Origin of the sequence: Saccharopolyspora elongata (assembly GCF_004348985.1) — a bacterium.
In the GTDB taxonomy this organism is placed as follows: domain Bacteria; phylum Actinomycetota; class Actinomycetes; order Mycobacteriales; family Pseudonocardiaceae; genus Saccharopolyspora; species Saccharopolyspora elongata.
This window is the reverse complement of record NZ_SMKW01000039.1, coordinates 58,509-82,206: the sequence shown is the minus strand read 5'-3', so window position 1 is coordinate 82,206 and position 23,698 is coordinate 58,509. Positions and strand designations below refer to the sequence as shown.

The window sequence follows — 23,698 nt, the reverse complement described above, 5'->3', positions numbered from 1 at the left end:
AGCCGGATCACGCTCCGCGAACGGGTGTCCCGGCTGCAGAACGTGACATCGATTCGGCTTTTCGGGTTCTTGTCCAGAACGATAACACGTTCTACTTTCTCTGGGGTGGCATACAACATCGCAGATCTTTTCGAGCACGCCGTCGATCTGGTGCCAGATCGCGTCGCCGTGGTCTGCGGCGAGCGGCGGCTGACCTTCGCGCAGCTGGACCGGCGGGCCAACCGGCTCGCGCACTACTTCACGGCCCGCGGCCTCGGGCCGGGCTCCCACATCGGGGTCTACTCCCGGAATTCCATCGAGGCACTGGAAACCATGCTCGCGGCCTACAAGATCCGCGCGGTGCCCATCAACATCAACTTCCGCTACGTGCCGAACGAACTGCGCTACATCTTCGGCAACGCCGACCTCGCTGCCCTGGTGCATGAGCGCCGCTACAGCGACAACGTGGCCAAGGTCCGGCCGGATTTCCCGGAGCTGCACGAGGTTCTCGTCATCGAGGACGGCAGCGACGCCGACTACGCGGTGTACGGCGGCATCGAGTACGAGTCGGTGCTGGCCGGCCGGTCCGACGAGCGGGACTTCCCGGCACGCAGCGCCGACGACCTCTACCTGCTCTACACCGGCGGCACCACGGGCATGCCGAAGGGCGTGATGTGGCGCCACGAGGACGTCTGGCGGGTGCTCGGCGGCGGCATCGACTTCATGACCGGCGAGGCGATGCGCGACGAGTGGCAGCAGGCCCGCGCCGGCGCCGAGAGCGGCGGCCTGATCCGGCTGCCCGCCGCGCCGTTCATCCACGGCGCCGCCCAGTGGGCCAGCTTCGGTAACCTCTTCGCCTGCAGCGCGGTGGTTTTCGTGCCGCAGTTCGACGCGCACGAGGTGTGGCGGGCGGTCGAGCGGGAGCGCGTCAACGTGCTGGCGATCGTGGGCGATGCGATGGCCCGGCCGCTCATCGAGGCGTTCCACGAGGGCAGCTACGACGCCTCGTCGCTGGTGGCGATCTCCAGCAGCGCCGCGCTGTTCTCGCCATCGGTGCAGCGCCAGTACCTCGACGCGCTGCCCAACGTGGTGATCACCGACTCGATCGGCTCCTCGGAGACCGGGTTCAGCGGCATCGGCGTCATCGGGCGCGACAGCGCGCAGACCGGCGGCCCGCGGGTCAACGCCGATGCCGACACAACGGTGATCAGGGACGACGGGACCTTCGCGGATCCCGGCGAGATCGGGTGGCTGGCGCGCAGCGGGCACGTGCCGCTGGGCTACTACAAGGACGAGGAGAAGTCGCGGTCGGTGTTCGTCGAGATCGACGGCACCCGCTACGTCGTCCCGGGCGACTACGCGCGGATCGAGGACGACGGCACCGTGACGATGCTGGGACGCGGCTCGGTGTCGATCAACACCGGCGGCGAGAAGGTCTTCCCGGAGGAGGTCGAGGCCGCGCTCAAGTCGCATCCCGACGTGTTCGACGCGCTGGTCGTCGGGGTGCCCGACGAGCGGCTCGGTCAGCGGGTCGCGGCCGTGGTCCAGCCGAGGGCGGGCGCGACGCCGGGGCTCGCGGATCTCGACGCGCACGTCCGGGAGTGGATCGCGGGTTACAAGGTGCCGCGCAGCCTGTGGCTGGTGGACCAGGTCACCCGCTCGCCCAGCGGAAAGCCCGACTACACCTGGGCGAAGCGGCACACCGAGACGCACGAGCCGACCGACGTGCGCAAGCCGTCGCGCCGCGAGACAGCCACCGAACCGAGCTGAGGATTAATGCGTACGAGAATTTGCGACACCCTGGGCATTGAGCATCCGATCGTCGGCTTCACGCCTTCCGAGCACGTCGCCGCCGCGATCAGCCGGGCTGGTGGGTTGGGCGTGCTCGGCTGCGTCCGGTTCAACGACGCCGACGAGCTGGACGCCGTGCTGGACTGGATGGACGACAACACCGACGGCAGGCCCTACGGGGTGGACGTCGTGATGCCCGCGAAGATCCCCACCGAGGGCGCGGCCGTCGACCTGCAGGCCCTGATCCCGCCGGAGCACCTGGAGTTCGTGCAGCGGACGCTGGCGGACCTCGGCGTGCCGGAGCTCGCCGATGGCGAGCAGCAGGCGGACGGCGTGCTCGGCTGGCTGCATTCGGTCGCGCGGTCCCATGTGGACGTTGCGCTGCGGCATCCCATCCGGCTGATCGCCAACGCCCTCGGCTCGCCGCCGGTGGACGTCATCCGGCAGGCCCACGAGCACGACGTGCTGGTCGCCGCGCTGGCCGGGAAGGCCGAGCACGCCCGTCGCCACGTCGACAACGGCGTGGACATCGTCGTGGCACAAGGGCACGAGGCGGGCGGGCACACCGGCGAGATCGCCACGATGGTGCTGGTGCCGGAGATCGTCGACGCGGTCGGCGACCGGGCGCCGGTGCTGGCGGCCGGGGGCATCGGGTCCGGCCGGCAGATCGCGGCGGCGCTCGCGCTCGGCGCCGGCGGCGCGTGGCTGGGCTCGTACTGGCTGACGACCAGCGAATACCAGCAGATGCCGGGCAACACGGCGACGCAGCAGGCGCTGCTGGCGGCGGGCTCCAGCGACACCGTGCGCTCCCGGATCTACACCGGGAAACCGGCCCGGCTGCTCAAGACCCGCTGGACGGACTCGTGGGCGGCCGACGACGCCCCCGAGCCGTTGCCGATGCCGCTGCAGAACATCCTGGTCAGCGAGGCCCACCAGCGCATCATGCGCTCCGGCGATCCGGGCGTGGTCTCGATGCCGGTGGGCCAGATCGTCGGCCGGATGAACAAGATCCGCCCGGTCGCCGACGTGGTGGCGGACCTCCTCGCCGAGCTAGACGAAACGATCGCCACCCTCAACAAGCTCCGCTGACAGCCTGTTTCCGGGCTCGTTTTTCGTGGCGGTGCGGGTGGCGGAACCTCAGACGCCGTCTGGACTGTGGGATCCCCGACTTACGTATGTCCAATACGCGGCATCGGGGCTGTCCTCGCCAGACGACGTCTGAGAACCCGCGGCGGTGCCGGTTGCGAGGGTGGGCTAAGCGGCTGGCGCCGCTTCAAAGGCAAAAGCCCGTGCTACAAGGAATCGCGGCGTAGCGCCCAGAATCCTTCGTACTCCGACAGGACGTGGAAGCTGGCCCCGCCGTATTCCTTGGCGTAGTCGCGCATCTCCTCGGCCGTCTTGTCCGGCTCGTAGACGGCGACGTAGTCCGGGACGAAACCCTCGGTGTTGCCGGGGAAGAAGACCCGGCAGCGGTCGGTGAGGTGCGCGATCGTGGGGCTGTTGGCCAGGACCGTGGCGCCGTCCGGGATCTGGCCCAGCACGCTCTCCGCGGCGACCGGGTCCTGCTCGAAGCGCTCGTCGTTGCTCTTGGTCAGCTGCCCGACCGGCAGCATGACGCTGAGCGCGACCGCCGCCGCCAGGACCAGCCCCGGCAGGTGCGAGGCGTAGCCCCGCAACCAGGACGGATGCTTCTCGCGCAGCCGGGCGATCGCGTCGACCATCGCGAGCGTGACGATCGGCATCAGCACGGCGTTGTAGTGCCAGTCCGTGCTCCAGTAGTGCTCCTCGACGGACGCGAACCGCCAGCCGAGCGTCGGGAGGATGACCAGCAGCACCGGCGAGCGGAGCGCGATCAGGCCCGTCGTCGGGATCAGGAGCCACAGCGTGGTGCTGAACTTCTCGTCCACGCCCTCCAGCAGCGAGGCGGGGAAGGGGGTGTCGCCGGAGATCTTGTCCCAGTACCGGTACGCGCCCGTCGGGCTGAACGACGGGATGACCAGCAGCGTGACGCAGGCCCAGATCACGCCGAACAGCACGGCGCTCGCCACGGCGACCCGGGCGAACCGCTTGTCGTGCCTGGCGCACCAGGCCAGCACCAGCGCCATCGCCGCCGCGGTGAGGGCCAGATCGTCCTTGACCAGTACGAGCGGCGCGGTGAGCGCGAGGGCGCGCCACCACCGCTGCGCCAGCATCGCCTCCAGGGCGAAGGCGATGAGCGGGACGGCGAAGCAGATCTCGTGGAAGTCGAAGTCGACGGCCCGCTGCACGCCCCAGGACAGGCCGTAGGCGACGCCCACGGTCCACCCCCGGGTGCCACCGAGCAGGCGGGTGGCTGCCCGGGTGACCGGCACGACCGAGAGCGCGAACAGGGCCGCCTGCGCGACGAGTAACGTCTGGGCGGAGGGGAACAGGTAGTACAGCGGCGCGAGCAGGACCAGCACGGGGCTGAAGTGGTCGCCGAAGATCACGAACCCGGGGCCCAGCAGGTCCGCGACCGGCACCCGGCCCTCCGCGTAGGAGCGCACGACCTGTTCGAAGATGCCGAGGTCGAACGACATCGAGCCGTAGCTGTTGTAGCGGGACAACGACAGCCAGGCGTAGCAGCCGAAGAACGCCGCCCACAGCAGGAACAGGACCGCCTGGTTCGACACCGCGCGGTGGCTGCGGGCCGCGGCGGTGGGGGGAACGGCGGTGGTGGTGCTCATCGGGACTCCATCGTGGTCGGGATGCTGGACGTGATGGGCGGGTTCGAGACGGACGAGGACGGGACGACCACCGTCGCGGCGGACGTGGTGAGCGTCGGCGCCGGGCCGGCGGGAACCACGGGCTGCTGCTCGTGGCCGTCGGTCGTCACCGTGACGGCGACGGCTATCGCCACCATGGCGGCCGCGCCGGTGACCCCGGCGGCGATCTGCTGGCGCAGCAGCCGTCGCCCGCCGCGCTTGGTGATCTCGCCGGCCGCCAGCGGAGAGGCGTGCCGCTCGGCTTCGGCGGCGGCGCGGCGGAATGCCGCGCGCACCTGGTCTTCCGTCGCTTCGGCGGGTTCGAAGTGGTGGTCAGGCACCGTGGTCCTCCGCGCGCAACATCTCGCCCATCCGCGCCGCCACCGCGGCCCTGCCCCGTGCCAGGTGGGTCTTCACGGTTCCGGTGGACATCCCGGCCTCCTCGGCGATCTGCGCGACGGACAGGTCGCAGACGTAGTGCAGCGCCATCACGAGCCGCTGCCTCGGCGGTAGCTGCCGCAGGATCGCGGACAGCGTGAGGAGCCCTCCCGGGTCCGGCTCGTCCGCGACGGCCGGGCGCTGGCCGGCGAGCCGGGCCCACGCCTGCGTCGCGCGCTTGGCGCGGTGCCACCGGCTGATGGCCACCCGGGTGGCGGTGACGCGCACCCAGGCCTCCGGCGCGCCGTCGTGGAGCAGCGCGCTCCGGTGCGCCCACGCCCGCGCGAATGCCTCGTGCACCACGTCCTGGGCTTCGTGGACATCACCGGTGACCAGGCACAGCTGACCGATCAGCCGTCTGGCCGACAGCGCGTAGAACTCCTCGAACTCTTCGACGTCAAGACTCGCGTAACCGTTCATGACACGTGTGAAAGCGTGTCGTGAGCCGGCGCCTTGCGGTGCCGGCGTTGGCCCGCGCTGTTGGGCGCGGGTCTTCCCGTGGCGATACCCGCTGCCCGCGTGCTGCGGGGCTTGTGTGGGTTTCCATCGGGCTCGTTTACCGTCGCCCCGCAACTCGGGGAGGACGTCGTGGTCTCAGCAAGCTTGGCGAGGTTGTGGGCCGCGTTGAGGTCACGATCCAAGCTCATCCCGCAGGAGGAGCAGGTGAAAACACGGTCGGACAGGCGCAGCTTGGCTTTCACCACGCCACAGTCCGAACACGTTTTAGAGCTGGGATACCACCGGTCCGCGACGTGCACGCACACCCCGGCCCAGGAGGCTTTGTACTCGACTTGACGTCGGAGTTCGGCCATGCCGACACCCGCGACCTGCCGCGCCAACCGGCGATTCTTGACCATGCCCGCGACGTTGAGGTCTTCCAACACGATCGCGCCGAAAGTTCGCACCAGTCGGGTGGTGAGCTTGTGCAGCCCATCGTGACGCGCGTTGGCCACCGTGGTGTGAAGCTTGGCGATGCGGGCTTGAGTCTTGCGCCACCGGTTCGACGGCTTCTGTCCGGGACGCCGGTCCGGGCCTTGACGTCGAGAAGCCTGACGTTGCAACCGTCGCAACTCGCGTTGTGCGACTTCGAGATGCTTCGGATTGGCGATCACCTCGCCGGTGGACAGCACGGCGAGGGACTTGATCCCGAGATCCACCCCCACCGTTACATCGGGCTGGGCAGGGGCGGGATCGTCGCGGGTGATCTCCACCGAGAACGACACACACCAGCGCCCCGCTCGATACGACACCGTCGCCGACCGGATCCGCGCCCTGCCTCGCTCCACATGACGAGCGAGCTTGCGAGTGGACTCGTGCGTGCGCACCACCCCGATGCGAGGCAGCTTCACATGCCGACGATCACCGTCGACCAGACCGAAGCTGCCGGTGGTGAACCGGCATGACAACCCAGCCCGCCTGCCTTTGAACTTCGGGAACGCGAGCTTGCGGCCTTTGCGCTTGCCCGTGTTCGAGTCGCCCCAGTTCTTCAGCGCGGCCGCCAGATTGGCCAAGCCAGACGAGTACGCCTCCTTCGAATTTTCCTGCCACCACGGCGCAACCATGTCCTTGGCCTGGTTCCAGTCCTTGCGCAAGCTGTAGGCCGACCGGCTCACAGACGGCGTCAACTCATCCCAGTCCAGGCCGTACGATGCTTCGGCTTTCCGCTGATCACGGTTGGCTTTGATGCGCGCCAGCCCCCAGTTGAACGCGAACCGCTGCGCACCACAATGCGACCGCAACGCCGACTCCTGGTCAGGATTCGGGTCCAGCGCGAACCGGTAAGCCTGCAACACCGTGCTCATCATCGGGAACAGTACCCGCGGGCACCGACAATCCCCGCGATCTGCCAAACCATCATACTTCCCCGCACCTTGACACCCTCCATCGAACAGGCCACAACTCCGGCTAGGACGTTCCGGGTTGACATTGCATGTTAATTTCCCGCCCGATGTGATCACTCTCACTTCGCCGACGCCCTACCTGGCGCGCGGAATTCCACTTCGGACACCGATTCGCCGGGCTTAGCGCGGCGTGGCCAGTGCCTGCAGTAGATCGCGTAGCGTTTCCTGCTGGGCTTCGGTTAGCGGGATCAGTGGAGACCGGTGCTCAGGTGCCTGAGCGCGGTGGTGCGGCTGCGTTGGCTGGCGGGGTGAGCACGATCTGCTTGGCGCGGGTATCCTGCCGGACGTCGCCGCCGACCTGTCGGTGTCGCTCCTCGCGGCGGGCCTGCTGGTGACGGCCTACGCGCTGGGCATGATCGTCGGGGGACCGGTGGTCACCGTCGTGACCGCGCGGCTGGCCCGCAAACCGCTCATCGTCGGCCTCATCGCCGTGTCCCTCGCCGGGAACCTCGGTTCGGCGGTGGCGCCGAACTACCCGGTGCTCCTGGTGGCGCGGTTCGTCGCCGGCCTGGTCGTGGCCACGTTCTTCGCTGTCGCGATCGCCACCGCCGTCTCGACGGCGGCTACCCGGCCTGATCGGGCACCGGGGAGTAGCGGGTGGTCGAGCGGTGCCAGATCGGGTCCGCGGTTTCGCGGCCCTCCGCGGCCAGTTGGCGCTTGACGACCTTGAAGGTCGCGGTGCGGGGGAGTTGCGCCGCGAGCCGGACGTAGCGGGGCCACTGCTTGGGGCCGAGATCGGATTGGGCGGCGAGGAAGTCGTGGAGGGTCGCGGGGTCGAACCCCGGCGTCGCGACCAGCGCGGCCATCACCTGGTCGCCCACCTGCGGGTCCGGGATGCCGTACACGGCGGCCTCGGTGATCTCGGGGTGGCGCAACAGGATTCGCTCGATCGGCGCGGTGCCGAGGTTCTCGCCGTCCACCCGCAGCCAGTCGGCCGAACGGCCCGCGAAGTGGCAGAAGCCGTCCGCGTCCAGGTAGGCGAGGTCGCCGCTCCAGTACATGCCGTCGCGCATCCGCTCCGCGTCGGCCTCCGGGGCGTTGTAGTAGCCCGCGAACCAGCCCGAACCGGCGGTGTTGACCAGCTCGCCGATCGCCGCACCGGGATTGAGCAGGCGGCCGTCGGCGGAGAACTCCGCCCGGGCACAGGGTTTCCCGGTGTCCGGGTGGAGCACCGCGACGCCGTCGGGGAGCCTGCCCAGCGCGCCGGGCGGCGTGTCGGGCGTGCGGGCCACCGCGACGCCGCCCTCCGTGGAGCCGAAACCGTCGACGACGCGGCAGCCGAACCGCTCGCCGAACCGCGCCAGGTCCCGTTCGTTGCCCTCGTTGCCGTACACCAGGCGCAGCGGATTCTCGGCGTCGTCCGGCCGTTCCGGGGTGGCCAGGATGTGCGAGAGCGGTTTGCCGACGTAGTTGGCGTAGGTCGCGCCGAAACGCCGGACGTCGGGCAGGAAGCCGGAGGCTGAGAAGCGGCTGCGCAGCGCGATGCCCGCCCCGGCGGCCAGGCCGACCGCCCAGCCCGCCATCAGGGCGTTGGAGTGGAACAGCGGCATCGACACGTAGGTCACGTCGTCGCCGGTCAGGCCGAACCGGTCGGCCAGCATCCGGCCGGGCGCGGCGATCTTGCCGTGCGTGCAGCGGACCGCCTTCGGCTCGCCGCCGGTGCCGGAGGTGAACACCAGCACGAGCAGGTCATCGGGCGTCGCAGGCACGGGATCGACCGCGCTGCCGGCGTGCTCGACGAGCAGCGCCTGCCACCGCGGCTCGTCGATGACCAGCAGCTCCGCCGTCCCGAGGTCGAGGCCGGCCAGCAGTTCCGCGTGCGCCCTGTCGGTGACGACCAGCTGGCAGTCCGCCAGCCGGACATCGCGCGCCAGTGCCGCCCCGCGCCGCGTCGGGTTCAGGCCCACGACCACCGCGCCGGACAGGGCCGCGCCGCCGAGCAGGAACGAGAACTCCGGGACGTTGCCGAGCAGGACACCGACGTGGAAGGGGCCGGGGCGGCGCAGGGATTCCAGCAGCGAGGCGTACTGGGCGCACGTGCGCACCTTCGCCGACCACGTCCAGGCGCGGTCCTCGAACCGCAGCCCGCAGCTGTCGTCGTCGGCGCGGGCGAGCAGGAGATCGGTCACCGTCGGCGTCATGTCAGACCGCCAAGGCGTCGCCGAGCCGGCCCAGCTGGTCGGCCGCGCCGCCGAAGGAGAACTCGTTGCGCTTGGCAGCGACGAAGTAGCGGTGCAGCGGGTGGTCGACGTCGATTCCGACGCCGCCGTGCACGTGGACCGCGGTGTGGGCCACCCGGTGCCCGGCGTCGGCCGCCCAGAACTTCGCGGTGGCCACCTCGGTCGCGCACGGCAACCCCTCGTCGACCCGCCACGCCGCCTGCCACAGCGTCAGCCGCGCGGCCTCCACGTCGATGAACGCGTCGGCCAGCCGCTGCGCGACGGCCTGGAAGCTGCCGATCGGCCGCCCGAACTGCACACGCCCGCGGGCGTACTCGGCGGTCAGCTCCAGCGCGCGCTCGAGGACGCCGACCTGGTGCGCGCAGGTGCCGATGGTGGCCCGGGTGATCAGCCAGTCCAGCGCCGCCGGATCGTCGCCCAGCACCCGGTCGTCGCCGACCCGCACGCCGTCGAGCTCCAGCCACGCTTCGCTGTCGGCGTCCACGATGCGCTGCCGTTCCACCGACAGTTGCGCCGGTTCGACGAGGAAGATCCTCGGTCCGTCCGAGGTGGACGCCGGGACCAGGAGGAGATCGGCGACCGCGCCGGCCGGGACCGTGGTCTTGGTGCCGGTGAGCACCCAGTCGTCGCCGGAGCGCTCGGCGTGGCAGGCGGGACGGCGCGGGTCGGGGTTGTGCTCCTCGGTGAGCGCGGCGGTCAGCACCAGCTCGCCCTTCGCCGCCGGAACGCCCCAGCGCTGCTGCTGATCGGGGTCGCCGAAGCGGGCCAACGCCGCCGTGACCGTGGTGATCGAGGCGAGGTAGGGCACCGGGGCGACCGCGCGGCCCAGCTCTATCAGCACGGAGCACTGCTCCAGCAGTCCGAAACCGCCGCCGCCGACGGAACCCGGCAAGGCCGCCGACAGCACCTCCGCCCGCGCCAGTTCCGTCCACAGTGCACGGTCGAACCGGTCCGGCTCGCGCTCGACCTCGCGCAGCCGCTCGTTCGTCACGCGATCGTCGAGGATCTCCCTGGCCAGCCCGCCCAGATCGAGCTGCGCCTCGGTGCACGAGAAGTCCATGAACCCTCCCTAGGGGCCTTCACTGCGGCGAACGGTGTCGTGGGTGAAGATTCCGGTTCTTACCGGAGTGGTTGTGGTGAGTGGGTCGTGAGTGTCGGTGCCGGTTCTTACCGGAGCGATCGCTCACGACTAGCGCTTCGCCGGGGGCAGGCCGAGGCCCACCGCGGCGACGATGTCCCGCTGCACCTCGTTGGTCCCGCCGCCGAAGGTCAGGATCAGCGACGAGCGGTGCATTCGTTCGATCCGGCCGCGCAGCGCCGCGCCCCGGGAGCCCTGCCGCACGTACGCGGCGCTGCCCAGCACCTCCATCAACAGGCGGTAGGCCTCGGTGGCGAACTCCGTGCCGTACACCTTGGTCGCCGATGCCGTGGCCGGCGCGGGCTGCTGCTCCGCGGTCGTCGCGATCTTCCAGTTGACCAGCTTGAGGAACTCCGCCCCGGCGTGCACGCGCGCCAGGTGCAGCCGCACCCACTCCTGGTCCAGCACCCGGCGCCCGTCGGTGAGCCGCGTTTCCCGCGCCCACTCCAGCACCTCGTCCAGCGCCAGCCGCAGCGGGGCGGCGGAGGTGAGCGCGACGCGCTCGTGGTTGAGCTGGTTGGTGATCAGCGGCCAGCCCTCGTTCTCGGCGCCCACCAGCGCGGAGGTGGGCACGCGGAGGTCCTGGTAGTAGGTGGCGCTGGTGGACGGCCCGGCGACGGTGTGCACCGGCGTCCAGGAGAAGCCGGGCGCGGCCGTGGGCACGATCAGGATGCTCAGGCCGCGGTGCTTCTTCGCGTCGCGGTCGGTCCGGCAGGCCAGCCACACGTAGTCCGCGTACTGGATCAGGCTGGTCCACATCTTCTGGCCGTTGATCACGTACTCGGCACCATCGCGGTCGGCCGTGGTGCGCAGCGAGGCGAGGTCGGTGCCCGCCTCCGGCTCGGAGTAGCCGATCGCGAAGTGGATCTCGCCGCCCGCGATCTTCGGCAGGTAGTGCGCCTTCTGCTCCGGGGTGCCGAAGCGCATGATGGTCGGCGCGATGCTGTTGAGCGTCAGGAACGGGACCGGGGCGCCGGCGATCGCTGCCTCGTCGGTGAAGATCAGCTGGTCCAGCATGCTCCGGTTCTGCCCGCCGTACTCCTCCGGCCAGCCCAGCGCGAGCCAGCCGTCCGCGCCCATCTGCCGGACCAGCTGCTTGTAGGCCGCGCCGTCGCCGTAGTCGCCGTGTGCGGTCAGTTCGTCGCGGAGCTCCGGTGTCATGAGCTTGCCGAAGTAGCGGCGCAGCTCCTTGCGCAGCTGCTCCTGCTCGGGCGTGTAGGCGATGCGCATGCATCCCTCCTGCGTCGACGGGAGAGCGTGTGGAACATGTTTCACCAACCATAGTCCGGATGTGGCGAGGTGGTCGATACATCGCGCTGCCACGAGTGATTTTTCGCGGTCGCCGCGCCGCATGTGGTCGTGAAAACCGGTTCTATGGAGGCGCGGCGCTCGGATCGATCCCCGAATGGAGCAGTCACCGGGGGTCGGGTGGCTCGTTGTGCGGGCTGGATGGCTGATCGATGTGGCCCGGATGGCCGGTCCTCGCGACTCGGTAGAACTGGTTGCAACGTCATATATCAGCGCATTCGGCGAATATTTCCCGATCTGCTCCCCGACTCTTGATTGCAAGTGAGAACACGTTCTACTGTGGCTTGGGTAACAATGCGGCGATCACGGTGAGGTGGCCAACCGGTGAAGGCAGCGGTGCTCAAGGGGCGACGAAATGGTCCGCCGGATCGTGACCTCCGACTGAACCGGGAGGCGCGGTGAGTTTGGACGGGAAAGTCGCGATCGTCACCGGAGCAGGTGCGGGGCTCGGTCGCGCGGAGGCGCTGGCCCTGGCCCGGGCCGGTGCGAACATCGTGGTCAACGACGTTTCCGACGGCGCGGCGGCGGTGGTGGCCGAGATCGAGGAGCTCGGTGTCAAGGCCGTGGCGGTCGCCGGGGACATCTCCGACAGCGCCGTCGCGCGCGAGCTGGTCGACACCGCTGTGCAGCGCTTCGGCGGCTTGCACGTGGTGGTGAACAACGCCGGCGTGTTGCGGGACCGGATGTTGTTCAAGATGACCGAGCAGGAGTGGGACGACGTGATCCGCGTCCACCTGCGCGGCCACTTCCTGTTGTCCCGCAACGCCGCCGCGCACTGGCGGGACGAGTACAAGCAGACCGGATCGACCTACGGCAGCGTGATCAACACCGCCTCCGAGGCCTTCCTGCTCGGCTCTGCGGGGCAGCCGAACTACGCGGCGGCCAAGGCGGGCATCGCGGCGCTGACCGTGTCCACGGCGCGGGCGTTGGGGCGGATGGGCGTGCGGGCGAACGCCATCTGCCCGCGGGCGCGCACGGCGATGACGGAGGAAGTCTTCGGCCCGGCACCGGAAACCGGCGTCGACCCGCTGTCCACCGATCACGTCGCGCCGCTGGTCGCCTATCTGGCCGGTCCGGCCGCGCAGGCGATCAACGGCCAGGTCTTCGTGGTGCACAGCGGGATGATCGCGCTGATGGCGGCGCCCGTCGTCGAGCAGCGCTTCGACACCGGCGGTCCGCTGTGGACGGAGCACGAGCTGGCCGGCACCCTCGGCGCCTACTTCGCGCAGCGCGACCCGGAACGCAACTTCGCCAGCGCAGAGCTGCTTTCCCTGCCCTAGCCATCGGGAGTGCGGCGATTTCACGCGAAACCGCCGCACCCCCCCGCAGGAGGACCGCCGATTTCGCGCGAAATCAGCGGCGCCGCTACCCACAGCCAAGAGAGTCCCAGGCGAGGAGGAGCCAGATGGCCCTGACCGTGCGGCAGCATCTCGACGCCGCGGCGCTCAAAGACGGATTGCTGCTGGTCGACGGCCAGTGGCGGCAGGCCCGCGCGGGCCGGACCTGGACGCACCACCACCCGGCGACCGGCGAGGCGATCGGCGACTTCGCCGTCGCCGATGCCGACGACGTCGACGACGCGGTCCGCGCCGCGCGCCGGGCGTTCGACGAAGGCCCGTGGCCGACCATCCGCGCCGGCGAGCGGGTGCGGCTGCTGCGCCGCTGCGCCGGCCTGCTGCGCGAGAACGCCGACGACCTGCGGGCCCGCCAGGCGCTGGACAACAGCGTGCCGCTGTCGTTCGGCACCGTCTACGCCGGATCGGTCGACGTGGCGGCCGACGTCTTCGACCACCACGCCGGGTGGATCGACAAGGCCGGCGGCGACACGCTGCCGCCGTACCAGGGCGGCGACCACCTGGCGATGACCTTCCGCGAGCCGGTCGGCGTGGTGGCCGCGGTGCTGCCGTGGAACGCGCCGTTCCTGCTGTTCGCGCAGAAGCTCGCGCCCGCGCTGGCCGCCGGGTGCACCGTGGTGCTCAAGCCTTCGGAGTACGCGACGTTCAGCGTGCTGCGGATGGTGGAACTGCTGCTGGAGGCCGGCATCCCGGACGGCGTGGTCAACGTCGTCACCGGCCCCGGCGACCCGACCGGCGAAGCGCTGATCACGCATCCGCAGGTGGACAAGGTGAGCTTCACCGGCAGCCGCGAGGTCGGCCGCCGCATCGTCGAGGCCTCCGCGGGCACCATGAAGCGCGTGTCGCTGGAACTCGGCGGCAAGAGCCCGGCCATTGTGTTCCCGGACGCCGACGTGGGTCTGGCGGGCATGACCGCGATGGGCATGGTCACCCTCGGGCTCTCCGGGCAGGCCTGCGTCGCGCACACCCGCGCGCTCGTGCACCGGGACGCCTACGACGAGTTCGTCGGCGCCGCCGAGCTGATCGCCGGCTCGGTCACCTACGGCGACCCGTTCGACCCGGGCGTGCTGTCCAGCCCGCTGATCAACCAGCGGCAGCTGGACCGGGTGCTGGGCTTCATCGACAAGGGCCGGGAGGAGGGCGCGCGGCTGGTCACCGGCGGTGGACGGCCGGACGGCGACCTCAGCGCCGGGCACTTCGTGCAGCCGACGGTCTTCGCCGACGTCGACAACGCGATGACCGTCGCGCAGCAGGAGATCTTCGGCCCGGTGCTGACGGTCGTGCCGTTCACCGACGAGGACGAGGCGGTGCGGATGGCCAACGACTCCGAGTACGGCCTCGGCGCCGGGGTGTACACATCGGACGTCCGGCGGGCGTTCCGGGTGGCCAAGCGGATCCGCACCGGCACGGTCGGGATCAACGGGTTCCAGGTGGAGCCGCACCTGCCCTTCGGCGGCTACAAGCAGTCCGGGCTCGGCCGGGAGGGCGGCCGCTCCGCGTTCGAGGCGTACACCGAGCTCAAGACCGTGCTGCTGCCGCTGACCGACGAGTTGATGTGACATGCGACTAGCGGACAAGGTCGCGATCGTCACGGGTGCCGCGCGCGGGCAAGGCGCGGCGACGGCGCGCCGCTTCGTCGCCGAGGGCGCGAAGGTGCTGCTGGCGGACGTGGCCGACGAGGCGGGCAAGGAGCTCGCCGACGAGCTCGGCCCGGCTGCGGTGTACCAGCACCTCGACGTCGGCTCGGAGGACGACTGGGTCGACGCGGTGCGGGCGGCGCGCGAGCTGGGGCCGGTCGGCGTGCTGGTCAACAACGCCGGGGTGCTGCACTTCTCGGAGCTCGCGGACACCAGCCTGGCCGACTACGAGCGGGTCGTCCGCGTCAACCAGATCGGCACGTTCCTGGGCATGCGGGAGGTGATCCCGGCGATGCGCGAGACGGGCGGCTCGATCATCAACGTGTCCTCTGTGGAGGGTCTGGGCGGCATGCCGCTGCTGGTGGCGTACTCGGCCAGCAAGTTCGCCATCCGCGGGATGACGAAGGTGGCCGCGATGGAGCTCGGCAAGCTGGGCATCCGGGTCAACTCGGTGCATCCCGGGGCGATCGACACCCAGATGATCCACGAGGCGGCGGGCGGCCAGGTCCCGATGGACCACGTCGGCAAGCGCGTCGCGCTGGGCCGGGTCGGGCAGCCGGAGGAGATCGCGTCCCTAGCGGTCTTCCTGGCCAGCGACGAGAGCTCGTACTGCACCGGCGCGGAGTTCACGGCCGACGGCGGCGCAACGGCAACGCACGCACTCGCCTGACCAGGTGAGAGGCAAGGGCATCCCTGACGGTTCCACACCCGATGGGGTGGGTTTTTCCGCAATTTCAATGGAAATCGGACCTTCGATTTCCATTGAAATTGCGTGACCCCGGATCAGCGTGGATCGGGAGGTGAGCTGGTGGCAGTGCGGAGTGCTGGGGCGTTCGTGCAGGTCGGGCGGATGGCCACGCTCGGGTGGGAGGTGTTGCGGGCCGTGCCGCGGCGACCCTTCCAGGTCCGGGAGTGCATCCAGCAGGCCTGGTTCTTCGCCAGCGTCACGATCCTGCCGACCGCGCTGGTGGCGATCCCGTTCGGCGCCGTCATCGCGATGCAGCTCGGGTCGCTGACGCAGCAGATCGGGGCCCAGTCGTTCACCGGCGCCGCCAGCGCCCTGGCCATCCTCCAGCAGGCCAGCCCGCTGATCACCGCGCTGCTGGTGGCCGGGGCCGGCGGGTCGGCGATGTGCGCCGACATCGGTGCGCGCACCATCCGCGAGGAGATCGACGCGCTGGAGGTGCTCGGGATCTCGCCGATCCAGCGGCTGATCGTGCCCCGCGTCATCGGCGCCGTGCTGGTCGCCCTGCTGCTCAACGGCATGGTCAGCGTCGTCGGCGTGCTCGGCGGCTACTTCTTCAACGTGATCCTGCAGGGCGGCACGCCCGGCGCGTACCTGGCCAGCTTCAACGCCCTCGCGCAGCTGCCCGACCTGTGGATCAGCGAGTTCAAGGCGCTGCTCTACGGGTTCGTCGCCGGCGTCGTCGCCGCCTACCGCGGCCTCAACCCGGCCGGCGGGCCGAAGGGCGTGGGCGACGCGGTCAACCAGGCCGTGGTGATCACGTTCCTGCTGCTGTTCCTGATCAACCTGGTGCTCACCGGGATCTACCTGCAACTCGTGCCCCCGAAGGGATTGTGAGCCGATGGCCGTCGTCGACCCGGTCGCCGCCCCGTTGCGGCGGCGGATCACCCGCGGGCCCGGCGACGCGCTCGCCGAACTGGGCTGGCAGCTGTCGTTCTACCTGCGCGCCCTCGCCCTGGCGCCCGTCGCGCTGCGCCGCTACTACCGCGAAACCGCCCGGCTGCTCACCGAGGTCGTGTTCGGCAGCGGCGCGCTGGCCGTCATCGGCGGGACGCTCGGCGTGATGATCGGCATGACCGTCGCGACCGGCGCGATCGTCGGCCTGCAGGGCTATTCCTCGCTGAACCAGCTCGGCACCTCGGCGCTGACCGGGTTCGTCGCCGCCTACTTCGACACCCGCGAGGTCGCGCCGCTGTCGGCGGGCCTGGCGCTGTCGGCGACCGTCGGCTGCGGGTTCACCGCGCAGCTGGGCGCGATGCGGATCTCCGACGAGATCGACGCCCTGGAGGTGATGGGCGTGCGGACGCTGCCGTACCTGGTGACCAGCCGGGTGCTGGCCGGGGTCGCGGCCGTCATCCCGCTGTACGTGGTGGGGCTGCTCGGCTCGTACTTCGCGTCCCGGCAGATCACCGTGTGGTTCTACGGCCAGTCCGCGGGCACCTACGACCACTACTTCCACCTGTTCCTGCCGCCGGAGGACGTCCTGTGGTCCTTCGGCAAGGTGATCGTGTTCAGCGTCGCGGTGATCCTGACGCACTGCTACTACGGCTACACCGCGCGCGGCGGCCCGGCGGGTGTCGGCGTCGCGGTGGGACGCGCGGTGCGCACCTCGATCGTGCTGGTCGCGGTGCTGGACTTCTTCCTCAGCCTGGCCATCTGGGGCTCCACCACGACGGTTCGGATCTCGGGATGAGGGGCCGGCGGAGCAGGCGCCGCTACCAGGCGCTCGGAGTGGTGTTCCTGGTCGCGGCCGGGATGTTCGTCGCGGGCACGATCGCCATGTACCGTAAGGCGTTCACGCCGGTCGTGGCGGTCAGCCTCGAAACCGACCGGATCGGCAACCAGATGCGGGTGGGCGCGGACGTCAAGGCGCGCGGCGTGGTGGTCGGCGAGGTGCGCGGCGTTCGCGCCGAGGGCGACCACGCGGTGCTCGACCTGGCGCTGCGGCCGGACCAGGCGGAGCTGATCCCGGCGAGCGCGTCGGCGCGGCTGCTGCCCAAGACGCTGTTCGGGGAGCGCTACGTCTCCCTGCACATCCCGGAGAACGCGGGCTCGCGGGCGCTGGCCTCCGGCGACGTCATCCCGCAGGACCGCAGCGGATCGGCGATCGAGATCGAGAAGGTGCTCGGCGACCTGCTGCCGGTTCTGCAAGCGGTGCAGCCGGAAAAGCTCTCGACGACGCTGACCGCTGTGTCGCAGGCGCTGGACGGCCGCGGCGAGCAGCTCGGCGACACGCTCGTGCAACTGGACGGCTACCTGGAGCGGCTGAACCCGTCGCTGCCGAAGCTGGAGTCGGTCATCGCGCGCATCGACGACGTGGCCGACACCTACGCCGAGGCCGCGCCCGACCTCACGCAGGCGCTGGCCGACCTGACCACCACCAGCAAGACCATCGCCGAGCAGCGGCAGGCGCTGAACACCATGCTGGGCACCGTCACCGGCAGCGCGAACGACCTGAACCGGTTCCTGGCGCTGAACAAGGACAACCTGATCAACCTCACCGGCACATCGAGGTCCACATTGGAACTCCTCGCCGAATACGCCCCGGAGTACCCCTGCATGCTCAAGCAGTTCGCGGACTCGATCCCGAACGCCGAGCGGTCCTTCGGCAAGGGCACCGAGAACCCCGAGATCGCCAAGTTCACCATCGAGATCACCGGCAGCCGCGGCAAGTACCTGCCGGGCGTGGACACGCCGAAGTACCTGGACCAGCGCGGGCCGCGCTGCTACCCGTGGGTCGAGGCGCCGGACACCTTCCCGCAGTACCCGCCGGGCGGGCCGGTGCAGGACGGTTCCGTATTCCCGGAGCCCCCGCGCGACCGCGACGAAGTGTTCCCGTGGAAGCAGAAACCGGCGTCCACCACGTCGCAGTCGGTGGCGAACACGCCCGCCGAGCGGGACCTGCTGTCGACGCTGCTGGCGCCGCAGATGGGCGTGCCGCGCTCGGATGTGCCGGACTGGAGCGGGCTGCTGGTCGGCCCGGTGTACCGCGGCGCGGAGGTGACGGTGCGATGAGGTCGATAGCCGCGCCGCTGGTCAAGCTGCTGATCTTCGCGGCGGTCACGATCACGCTCACCGGGGTGCTCGCGATGACCATCGCGGCCTCCACCTCCGGCTCCGCCGACTCCTACCACGCGCGGTTCGCCGACGCCTCCGGCCTGGACGTCGGCGACGACGTGCGGATGGCGGGCGTGAAGGTGGGCCGGGTGACCGGGCTGGAGGTCGTCGACGGCAAGCACGCCCTGATCCGCTTCGACCTCGACGCCGGCCGGCGCCTCCCGCGCGACGCCGCCGCGACCGTGAAGTTCCGCAACCTCGCCGGCCAGCGCTACCTGGCGCTGGACGCGGCGCTGCGCGATCCGGCGGACGTGCTGCCGCCGGGCGGCGAGATCCCGCTGGAGCGGACCCACCCGGCGCTGAACCTCACCGCGCTGTTCAACGGATTCAAGCCGCTGTTCCAGGCGCTTTCGCCGCAGGACGTCAACCAGCTCTCGGGCGAGATCGTCCAGGTGCTGCAGGGCGAGGCGGGCACGGTGGACAGCCTGCTCGCCCACACCGCGTCGCTGACGTCCACCATCGCCCGCAAGGACGAGGTGATCGGCCAGGTCATCGACAACCTCAACGCCGTGCTGACCACCGTCAACGCGCGCGGCCCGCAGCTGGGCGAGCTGATCACCTCGATGCAGCAGCTGACCAGCGGATTCGCCGAGCAGCGGAAGCCGGTGGGGGAGGCCGTCGCCGCGCTCGGCGAGCTCTCCAACACCACCGCCGGAATGCTGGAGGAGGCGCGGCCGCCGCTGCAGAGCAGCATCGGCGAGCTGAACCGGGTCGCCGGCATCCTCAACGCCGAGCAGCCGAAGCTGGAGGCCGACCTGCAGAACATCCCGGAGCGGCTCAACGCGCTGACCAGGACCGTCAGCTACGGCAGCTGGTTCAACTTCTACCTGTGCCGGATCTCGGGCACGGTCGGGATCTCCAAGCTCAACATCTCGATCCCGATCCTGCCGCTGCCGGCCTCGGAGATGCCGGAGAGGTGCAAGCCGTCATGAAGCCGTTGCGGGAGCGGAACCAGGCCGTCGTCGGCCTGGTCGCCGTCGTGCTCATCACCTGCGCCACGCTGGGCGCGTTCTTCGCCAAGGACCTGCCGGTGATCGGCGGCGGCACCACCTACGAGGCCTACTTCTCCGAGTCGGCCGGGCTCGCGGCGGGCAACGACGTGCAGATCGCCGGGGTCAAGTCCGGCGAGGTCACCGACGTCTCGCTGGCGGGCAACCGGGTCCTGGTGGCGTTCCGCGTCGACGGCGCGCAGATCGGCGACCGCAGCCGGGCCAGCATCGAGATCAAGACGCTGCTCGGCGAGAAGTACCTGGCGCTGCAACCGGAAGGCGCCGAGGAGCTCGCGGAGCCGATCCCGGTCGAGCGGACCGCCGCGCCGTTCGACATCCCGGACGCGCTCGACCAGCTCACCCGCACCGCCGACCAGGTCGACACCCAGCAGCTCGCGCAGAGCTTCCGCGTCCTGGCGGACACCTTCCGCGGCGCGCCGCAGCACATGGGCCAGGCCATCGACGGACTCTCACAGCTGTCGCAGACCATCGCCTCGCGCGACCAGCAGCTCACCGATCTGCTGCGCAACACCAGCGGCGTGAGCAAGATCGTCGCGGACCGCGACGATCAGGTGCAGCGGCTCATCTCGGACGGGAACGTGCTGCTGACCGAGTTGCAGCACCGCCGGGAAGCGATTTCGGCGCTGCTGATCGGAACCCAGCGGCTCTCCGACGAACTGCGCGGCCTGGTCGCCGACAACCAGCAGCAGCTGCGGCCGACGCTGGAGGAGCTCAACCAGCTGACCGAGATGCTGCAGCGCAACCAGGACGACCTGGGCCGCGTCGTGGCGGCGATGGCGCCCTACGTGCGCGGCTTCAACAACACGGTGGGCAACGGCCGGTGGTTCGACGGCTACCTGTGCGGTCTGTTCCCGCCCGCGATCAACGCCGGGCCGCTGCAGACGAACACGACGTCCTGCGAGATCCCGGTGCCGACCCGGCCCGTCGGAGGTGGCTGATGTCCAAAGTGGTCGGAATCGGATGCGCGCTGGCGCTGCTCGTCAGCGCGGGATTGTGGTGGCTGTTCACCGATCCCGGCAAGCAGATCACCGCGTACTTCGACCGCACCGTCGGGGTCTACGCCGGATCCACCGTGCGGGTGCTGGGCGTCGAGGTGGGCAGGATCGACGGCGTCGTGCCGCAGGGCGACGTGGTGCGGGTGGACATGCACGTCGACGACGACGTGCAGATCCCGGCCGACGTGAAGGCCGTGGTGGTCGCGCCGAGCCTGGTCAGCGACCGGTACGTGCAGCTCACCCCGGCCTATTCCGGCGGCGCGGAACTGGTTTCGGGCGCGGTGCTGGCCAAGGACCGCACCGCGACGCCCGCCGAGCTCGACGACCTCTACCGCAGCGCCAACGCGCTCGCGCAGGCCCTCGGCCCGGACGGCGCGAACAGCACCGGAGCGCTGTCCGAGGTGCTGTCCACCTCGGCCGCCGCGCTGGAGGGCAACGGCAAGGACCTCAACGCCACGGTGAAGCAGCTCGGCGACCTCGCCGGCACCCTGCAGGAGAACCAGGGCGACCTGTTCGCCACGGTCGACAACCTGAACACCTTCACCGCGACGCTCGCCGCCAGCGACCGGCAGATCCAGGAGTTCTACGGGCGGGTCGACGACGTCACCGGATTCCTGGCCGGCGAGCAGCAGCAGATGGGCGCCGCGCTGAGCTCGCTGGCCGTCGCGCTCGACGACGTCTCCCGGTTCATCCGCGACAACCGGGAACTCATGGCGTCCAACGTGGACAACCTGACCGGCGTGACGCAGCAGCTGGTGGACCAGCGCCAGGCGCTGTCGGAGGTGCTCGACGTCGCACCGCTGGGCGCGACGAACTTCATCAACTCCTACGACGCGGCCTCCGGCAGCGTCACGGTCCGCGGCCACCTCAACGAGCTCACCCACCCGCCGGTGCTGATGGTATGCAAGCTGCTCCAGCACAGCATGCCCGAGCCGGTGCCGCAGGGCCTCAAGGACGCCTGCGACAAGCTCGCGCCGTACCTGGACGGCAAGCTGCAGCTGCCGTCGATCGGCGAAACCATGCACCACCTGCAGCAGGGCGAACTCCCGCCGCTGCCGCTGGTGGACGCCGCCCAGCAAGGAGGCCCCCGATGAAGCGGTTCGCGCCGGTGCTGCTGGCGGCTCTGCTGGTTTCCGGCTGCGGCACAGCGGGATTCACCGGGCTCTACAACGCCCCGCTGCCCGGCGGCGCGGAGCTGGGCTCGAACCCGTACCGGGTGACCGCGCACTTCGCCGACGTCCTCGACCTGGTGCCGCAGTCCAGCGTGAAGGTCAACGACGTCGCGGTCGGGCGGGTGGAGCGGATCGAGCTGAGCTCCGACAACACAACCGCGCTGGTGCACATGTCGGTCAACGGCGACGTCCGGCTGCCGGCCAACGCCGACGCCCAGCTGCGGCAATCGAGCCTGCTGGGGGAGAAGTTCGTCGAGCTCGCGGCACCCGCCGGCGCGGCCGAGGGTGCGCTGGCCGACGGCGCGGTGATCCCGCTGGAACGCACCAACCGCAACCCGCAGGTCGAAGAGGTGCTGGGCGCGCTGTCGATGCTGCTCAACGGCGGCGGCGTGGCGCAGCTGCAGGACATCGTGCGCGAGCTCAACGGCGCGTTCACCGGCAACGAGGCGGAAATCCGTTCGCTGCTGGGAAATCTCAACGAAACGGTCACCCGGCTGGACGGGCAGAAGGAGAACATCACCCGCGCCATCGACGGCCTCAACCGGCTCTCGTCGACTCTGCGCGGGCAGACCGACCAGATCGCGGGCTCGATCGACGGCTTGGGCCCCGGCCTGCGGACCCTGGAGGAGCAGCGCGGCCAGCTCGTCACCATGCTGCAGTCGCTGGACCAGCTCTCCGGCGTGGCGGTGCAGACCGTCAACCGCAGCAAGGACGACATGGTCGCCGACCTGCACGCGTTGGCGCCCACGCTGCAGAAGCTCGCCGAGACCGGCGACGCGCTGCCGGACGCCATCGCCTACCTGGCGACCTACCCGTTCCCGGAGTACGTGATGAAGCCGCTCAAGGGCGACTTCGTCAACGCGGACGTGCGGTTCGACTTGGACCTGAGCACGATCATGGAGAACCTCACCCGCTCCTCCGGCCCGCTGATCCCGATCCCCGGCCTCAGCGACGCGGGCCAGCCGGGACTGCGGCCGCCACCGCCGGCACCGGCCCTGCCGCCGCTGCCGATCCCGGCGCCGCAGTCGGGCCCGGCCCCGATCCAGTTGGGAGGACGCTGATGTTCGCGCGGAAGACCAAGATCCGGCTGGGGCTGTTCCTGGTGCTGGCGGTCGTGGGCATCGGCTACGCGGGCGGGCAGTACGCCGGGCTGGACCGCTACTTCGGCGGCAGCGGCTACACCGTGACGGTGCGGATGGCGGACTCGGGCGGGCTGTTTACCAACTCCGAGGTGACCTACCGCGGCGTCGCGGTCGGCCGGGTCACCGAGATGCGGCTCACCGACGCGGGCATCGACGTCGACATGCACATCGACGACGCCGCGCCGCCGATTCCGGCGGGCGCCCGGGTGGCGGTGGCCAACCGGTCGGCGGTGGGGGAGCAGTACCTCGACCTGCGCCCGGAGCGCGACGGCGGCCCGTACCTGGCGTCGGGATCGGTGATCGAGCAGGAGCGCACCGAGTTGCCGCCGGCGCCGGAGTCGCTGCTGGTCGACCTGGACCGGCTGGTCGGCAGCGTCCCGGTCGACGACCTGCGCACGGTCGTCGACGAGGTCGGCACGGCGTTCGACGGCACCGGCGGTCACCTGCAGCGCATGCTGGACGCGACGAGTTCGGTGACGGCCGCCGCCGACCAGCACCTCCCGCAGACCACCGGGCTGCTGGCCAACAGCGACGTGGTGCTGCGCACCCAGCAGCAGCAGTCGGAGCAGATCGTGTCGTTCAGCAGCGGGCTGCGGGAGATCTCCGGGCGGCTGAAGGAGTCCGACCCGGACCTGCGGCGGATCATCAACGGCGCGCCGGCGGCGAGCCAGGAGGTCGACGCGCTGCTGCGCAGCGCGGCCACGGATTTCGGCGTGGTGGTGGCGAACATGCTGACCACGATGCGGATCACCGACGTGCGCGGCCCGGCGATGGAGCAGATGCTGGTGGCGCTGCCGGTGATCTCGGCGTTCTCCCACACGCTGTCGCCGGACGGCACGGGACACCTCGGCCTGGTGCTGAACTTCTTCAACCCGATCGCCTGCACCAGGGGCTACGAGGGCACGCCCCGACGCCCGGGAAGCGAAACGGCGCCGGGCCCGACGAACGAAGACCTGCACTGCGCGGAACCCCCGGGCAGCGTGATCAGCGTCCGAGGCTCCCAGAACGCCCCCCGAGCCCCGGTCCCGGACCCGGTAGCACCACCACCCCCGTTCGACCAATGACGA

The 23,698-nt window shown here is 70.4% G+C and carries 21 protein-coding genes; 14 read left to right on the top strand and 7 right to left on the bottom strand.

The genetic code is table 11. From position 1 onward, the window contains the following. Positions 1–105 precede the first annotated feature (105 nt). Positions 106–1,749, top strand: coding sequence for an acyl-CoA synthetase (locus tag E1288_RS26655; protein ID WP_132489678.1), 1,644 nt, complete (start codon positions 106–108; stop codon positions 1,747–1,749). A gap of 6 nt (positions 1,750–1,755) precedes the next feature. Next, positions 1,756–2,859, top strand: coding sequence for an NAD(P)H-dependent flavin oxidoreductase (locus tag E1288_RS26650; RefSeq protein WP_132489676.1), 1,104 nt, complete (start codon positions 1,756–1,758; stop codon positions 2,857–2,859). Between the two features lie 203 nt (positions 2,860–3,062). Here the strand turns inward: E1288_RS26650 and E1288_RS26645 are convergent, their stop codons facing one another. From E1288_RS26645 to tnpB, 4 genes are read right to left on the bottom strand one after another with little or no spacing between them, the layout of a single operon-like run. Further along, positions 3,063–4,475: a DUF2079 domain-containing protein gene (locus E1288_RS26645; RefSeq protein WP_132489674.1), complete on the bottom strand. Its 1,413-nt coding sequence runs from the start codon at positions 4,473–4,475 to the stop codon at positions 3,063–3,065. Beyond that, positions 4,472–4,834 (bottom strand): hypothetical protein, encoded by a 363-nt coding sequence (locus E1288_RS26640; RefSeq protein ID WP_132489672.1) that lies wholly within the window; start codon positions 4,832–4,834, stop codon positions 4,472–4,474. Before E1288_RS26640 ends, E1288_RS26645 begins: the two co-directional genes overlap by 4 nt. Further along, positions 4,827–5,351, bottom strand: a complete 525-nt coding sequence (locus tag E1288_RS26635; protein WP_132489670.1) for a SigE family RNA polymerase sigma factor — start codon at positions 5,349–5,351, stop codon at positions 4,827–4,829. The genes E1288_RS26640 and E1288_RS26635 overlap by 8 nt, the downstream gene beginning before the upstream one ends. Beyond that, positions 5,348–6,733: an IS607 family element RNA-guided endonuclease TnpB gene (tnpB, locus tag E1288_RS26630; RefSeq protein WP_132489668.1), complete on the bottom strand. Its 1,386-nt coding sequence runs from the start codon at positions 6,731–6,733 to the stop codon at positions 5,348–5,350. Before tnpB ends, E1288_RS26635 begins: the two co-directional genes overlap by 4 nt. A 403-nt stretch (positions 6,734–7,136) precedes the next feature. Between tnpB and E1288_RS26625 the strand changes: the two genes are divergently transcribed. After that, positions 7,137–7,493, top strand: a complete 357-nt coding sequence (locus E1288_RS26625) for an MFS transporter (protein WP_268951869.1) — start codon at positions 7,137–7,139, stop codon at positions 7,491–7,493. Here E1288_RS26625 and E1288_RS26620 read toward each other — a convergent pair. The 3 genes from E1288_RS26620 to E1288_RS26610 form a co-directional block, all read right to left on the bottom strand. Then, a complete protein-coding gene (locus tag E1288_RS26620; RefSeq protein ID WP_132489666.1) occupies positions 7,396–8,973 on the bottom strand; it encodes a long-chain-fatty-acid--CoA ligase in 1,578 nt (525 codons plus the stop codon). The two genes, E1288_RS26625 and E1288_RS26620, sit on opposite strands and share 98 nt — an antisense overlap. 1 nt (position 8,974) lies before the next feature. Further along, entirely contained in the window at positions 8,975–10,072 is a 1,098-nt protein-coding gene (locus E1288_RS26615; RefSeq protein WP_132489664.1) for an acyl-CoA dehydrogenase family protein, read from the bottom strand. A gap of 129 nt (positions 10,073–10,201) precedes the next feature. Next, the gene (locus E1288_RS26610) at positions 10,202–11,380 is read right to left on the bottom strand and encodes an acyl-CoA dehydrogenase family protein (protein WP_132489662.1); all 1,179 of its coding nucleotides are present in this window, start codon (positions 11,378–11,380) and stop codon (positions 10,202–10,204) included. A gap of 476 nt (positions 11,381–11,856) precedes the next feature. On the opposite strand from E1288_RS26610, the gene E1288_RS26605 reads away from it, so the two are divergent. The 11 genes from E1288_RS26605 to E1288_RS26555 all read left to right on the top strand — a co-directional run bounded on the left by E1288_RS26605 (position 11,857) and on the right by E1288_RS26555 (position 23,695). Beyond that, complete coding sequence (locus tag E1288_RS26605; protein ID WP_132489660.1) at positions 11,857–12,738, top strand: 3-oxoacyl-ACP reductase; 882 nt, start codon at positions 11,857–11,859, stop codon at positions 12,736–12,738. Positions 12,739–12,863: 125 nt separating this feature from the next. Then, positions 12,864–14,372 (top strand): aldehyde dehydrogenase family protein, encoded by a 1,509-nt coding sequence (locus E1288_RS26600; protein WP_132489659.1) that lies wholly within the window; start codon positions 12,864–12,866, stop codon positions 14,370–14,372. Between the two features lies 1 nt (position 14,373). Beyond that, on the top strand, positions 14,374–15,120 hold the full coding sequence (locus E1288_RS26595; RefSeq protein WP_132489657.1) for a glucose 1-dehydrogenase: 747 nt from the start codon (positions 14,374–14,376) through the stop codon (positions 15,118–15,120). Positions 15,121–15,300: 180 nt separating this feature from the next. Beyond that, positions 15,301–16,032, top strand: a complete 732-nt coding sequence (locus E1288_RS26590; protein WP_132489696.1) for an MlaE family ABC transporter permease — start codon at positions 15,301–15,303, stop codon at positions 16,030–16,032. A 4-nt stretch (positions 16,033–16,036) separates the two neighbouring features. Beyond that, positions 16,037–16,888, top strand: coding sequence for an MlaE family ABC transporter permease (locus tag E1288_RS26585; protein ID WP_132489655.1), 852 nt, complete (start codon positions 16,037–16,039; stop codon positions 16,886–16,888). Continuing rightward, a complete protein-coding gene (locus E1288_RS26580; RefSeq protein WP_132489653.1) occupies positions 16,885–18,210 on the top strand; it encodes an MCE family protein in 1,326 nt (441 codons plus the stop codon). The genes E1288_RS26585 and E1288_RS26580 overlap by 4 nt, the downstream gene beginning before the upstream one ends. Beyond that, on the top strand, positions 18,207–19,244 hold the full coding sequence (locus E1288_RS26575; RefSeq protein WP_132489651.1) for an MCE family protein: 1,038 nt from the start codon (positions 18,207–18,209) through the stop codon (positions 19,242–19,244). Before E1288_RS26580 ends, E1288_RS26575 begins: the two co-directional genes overlap by 4 nt. Continuing rightward, positions 19,241–20,260, top strand: coding sequence for an MCE family protein (locus E1288_RS26570; protein WP_132489649.1), 1,020 nt, complete (start codon positions 19,241–19,243; stop codon positions 20,258–20,260). Before E1288_RS26575 ends, E1288_RS26570 begins: the two co-directional genes overlap by 4 nt. After that, entirely contained in the window at positions 20,260–21,411 is a 1,152-nt protein-coding gene (locus E1288_RS26565; RefSeq protein WP_132489647.1) for an MCE family protein, read from the top strand. The genes E1288_RS26570 and E1288_RS26565 overlap by 1 nt, the downstream gene beginning before the upstream one ends. Beyond that, on the top strand, positions 21,408–22,550 hold the full coding sequence (locus tag E1288_RS26560; protein WP_132489646.1) for an MCE family protein: 1,143 nt from the start codon (positions 21,408–21,410) through the stop codon (positions 22,548–22,550). Before E1288_RS26565 ends, E1288_RS26560 begins: the two co-directional genes overlap by 4 nt. Then, positions 22,550–23,695: an MCE family protein gene (locus E1288_RS26555; RefSeq protein WP_132489644.1), complete on the top strand. Its 1,146-nt coding sequence runs from the start codon at positions 22,550–22,552 to the stop codon at positions 23,693–23,695. The genes E1288_RS26560 and E1288_RS26555 overlap by 1 nt, the downstream gene beginning before the upstream one ends. Positions 23,696–23,698: the final 3 nt, after the last annotated feature.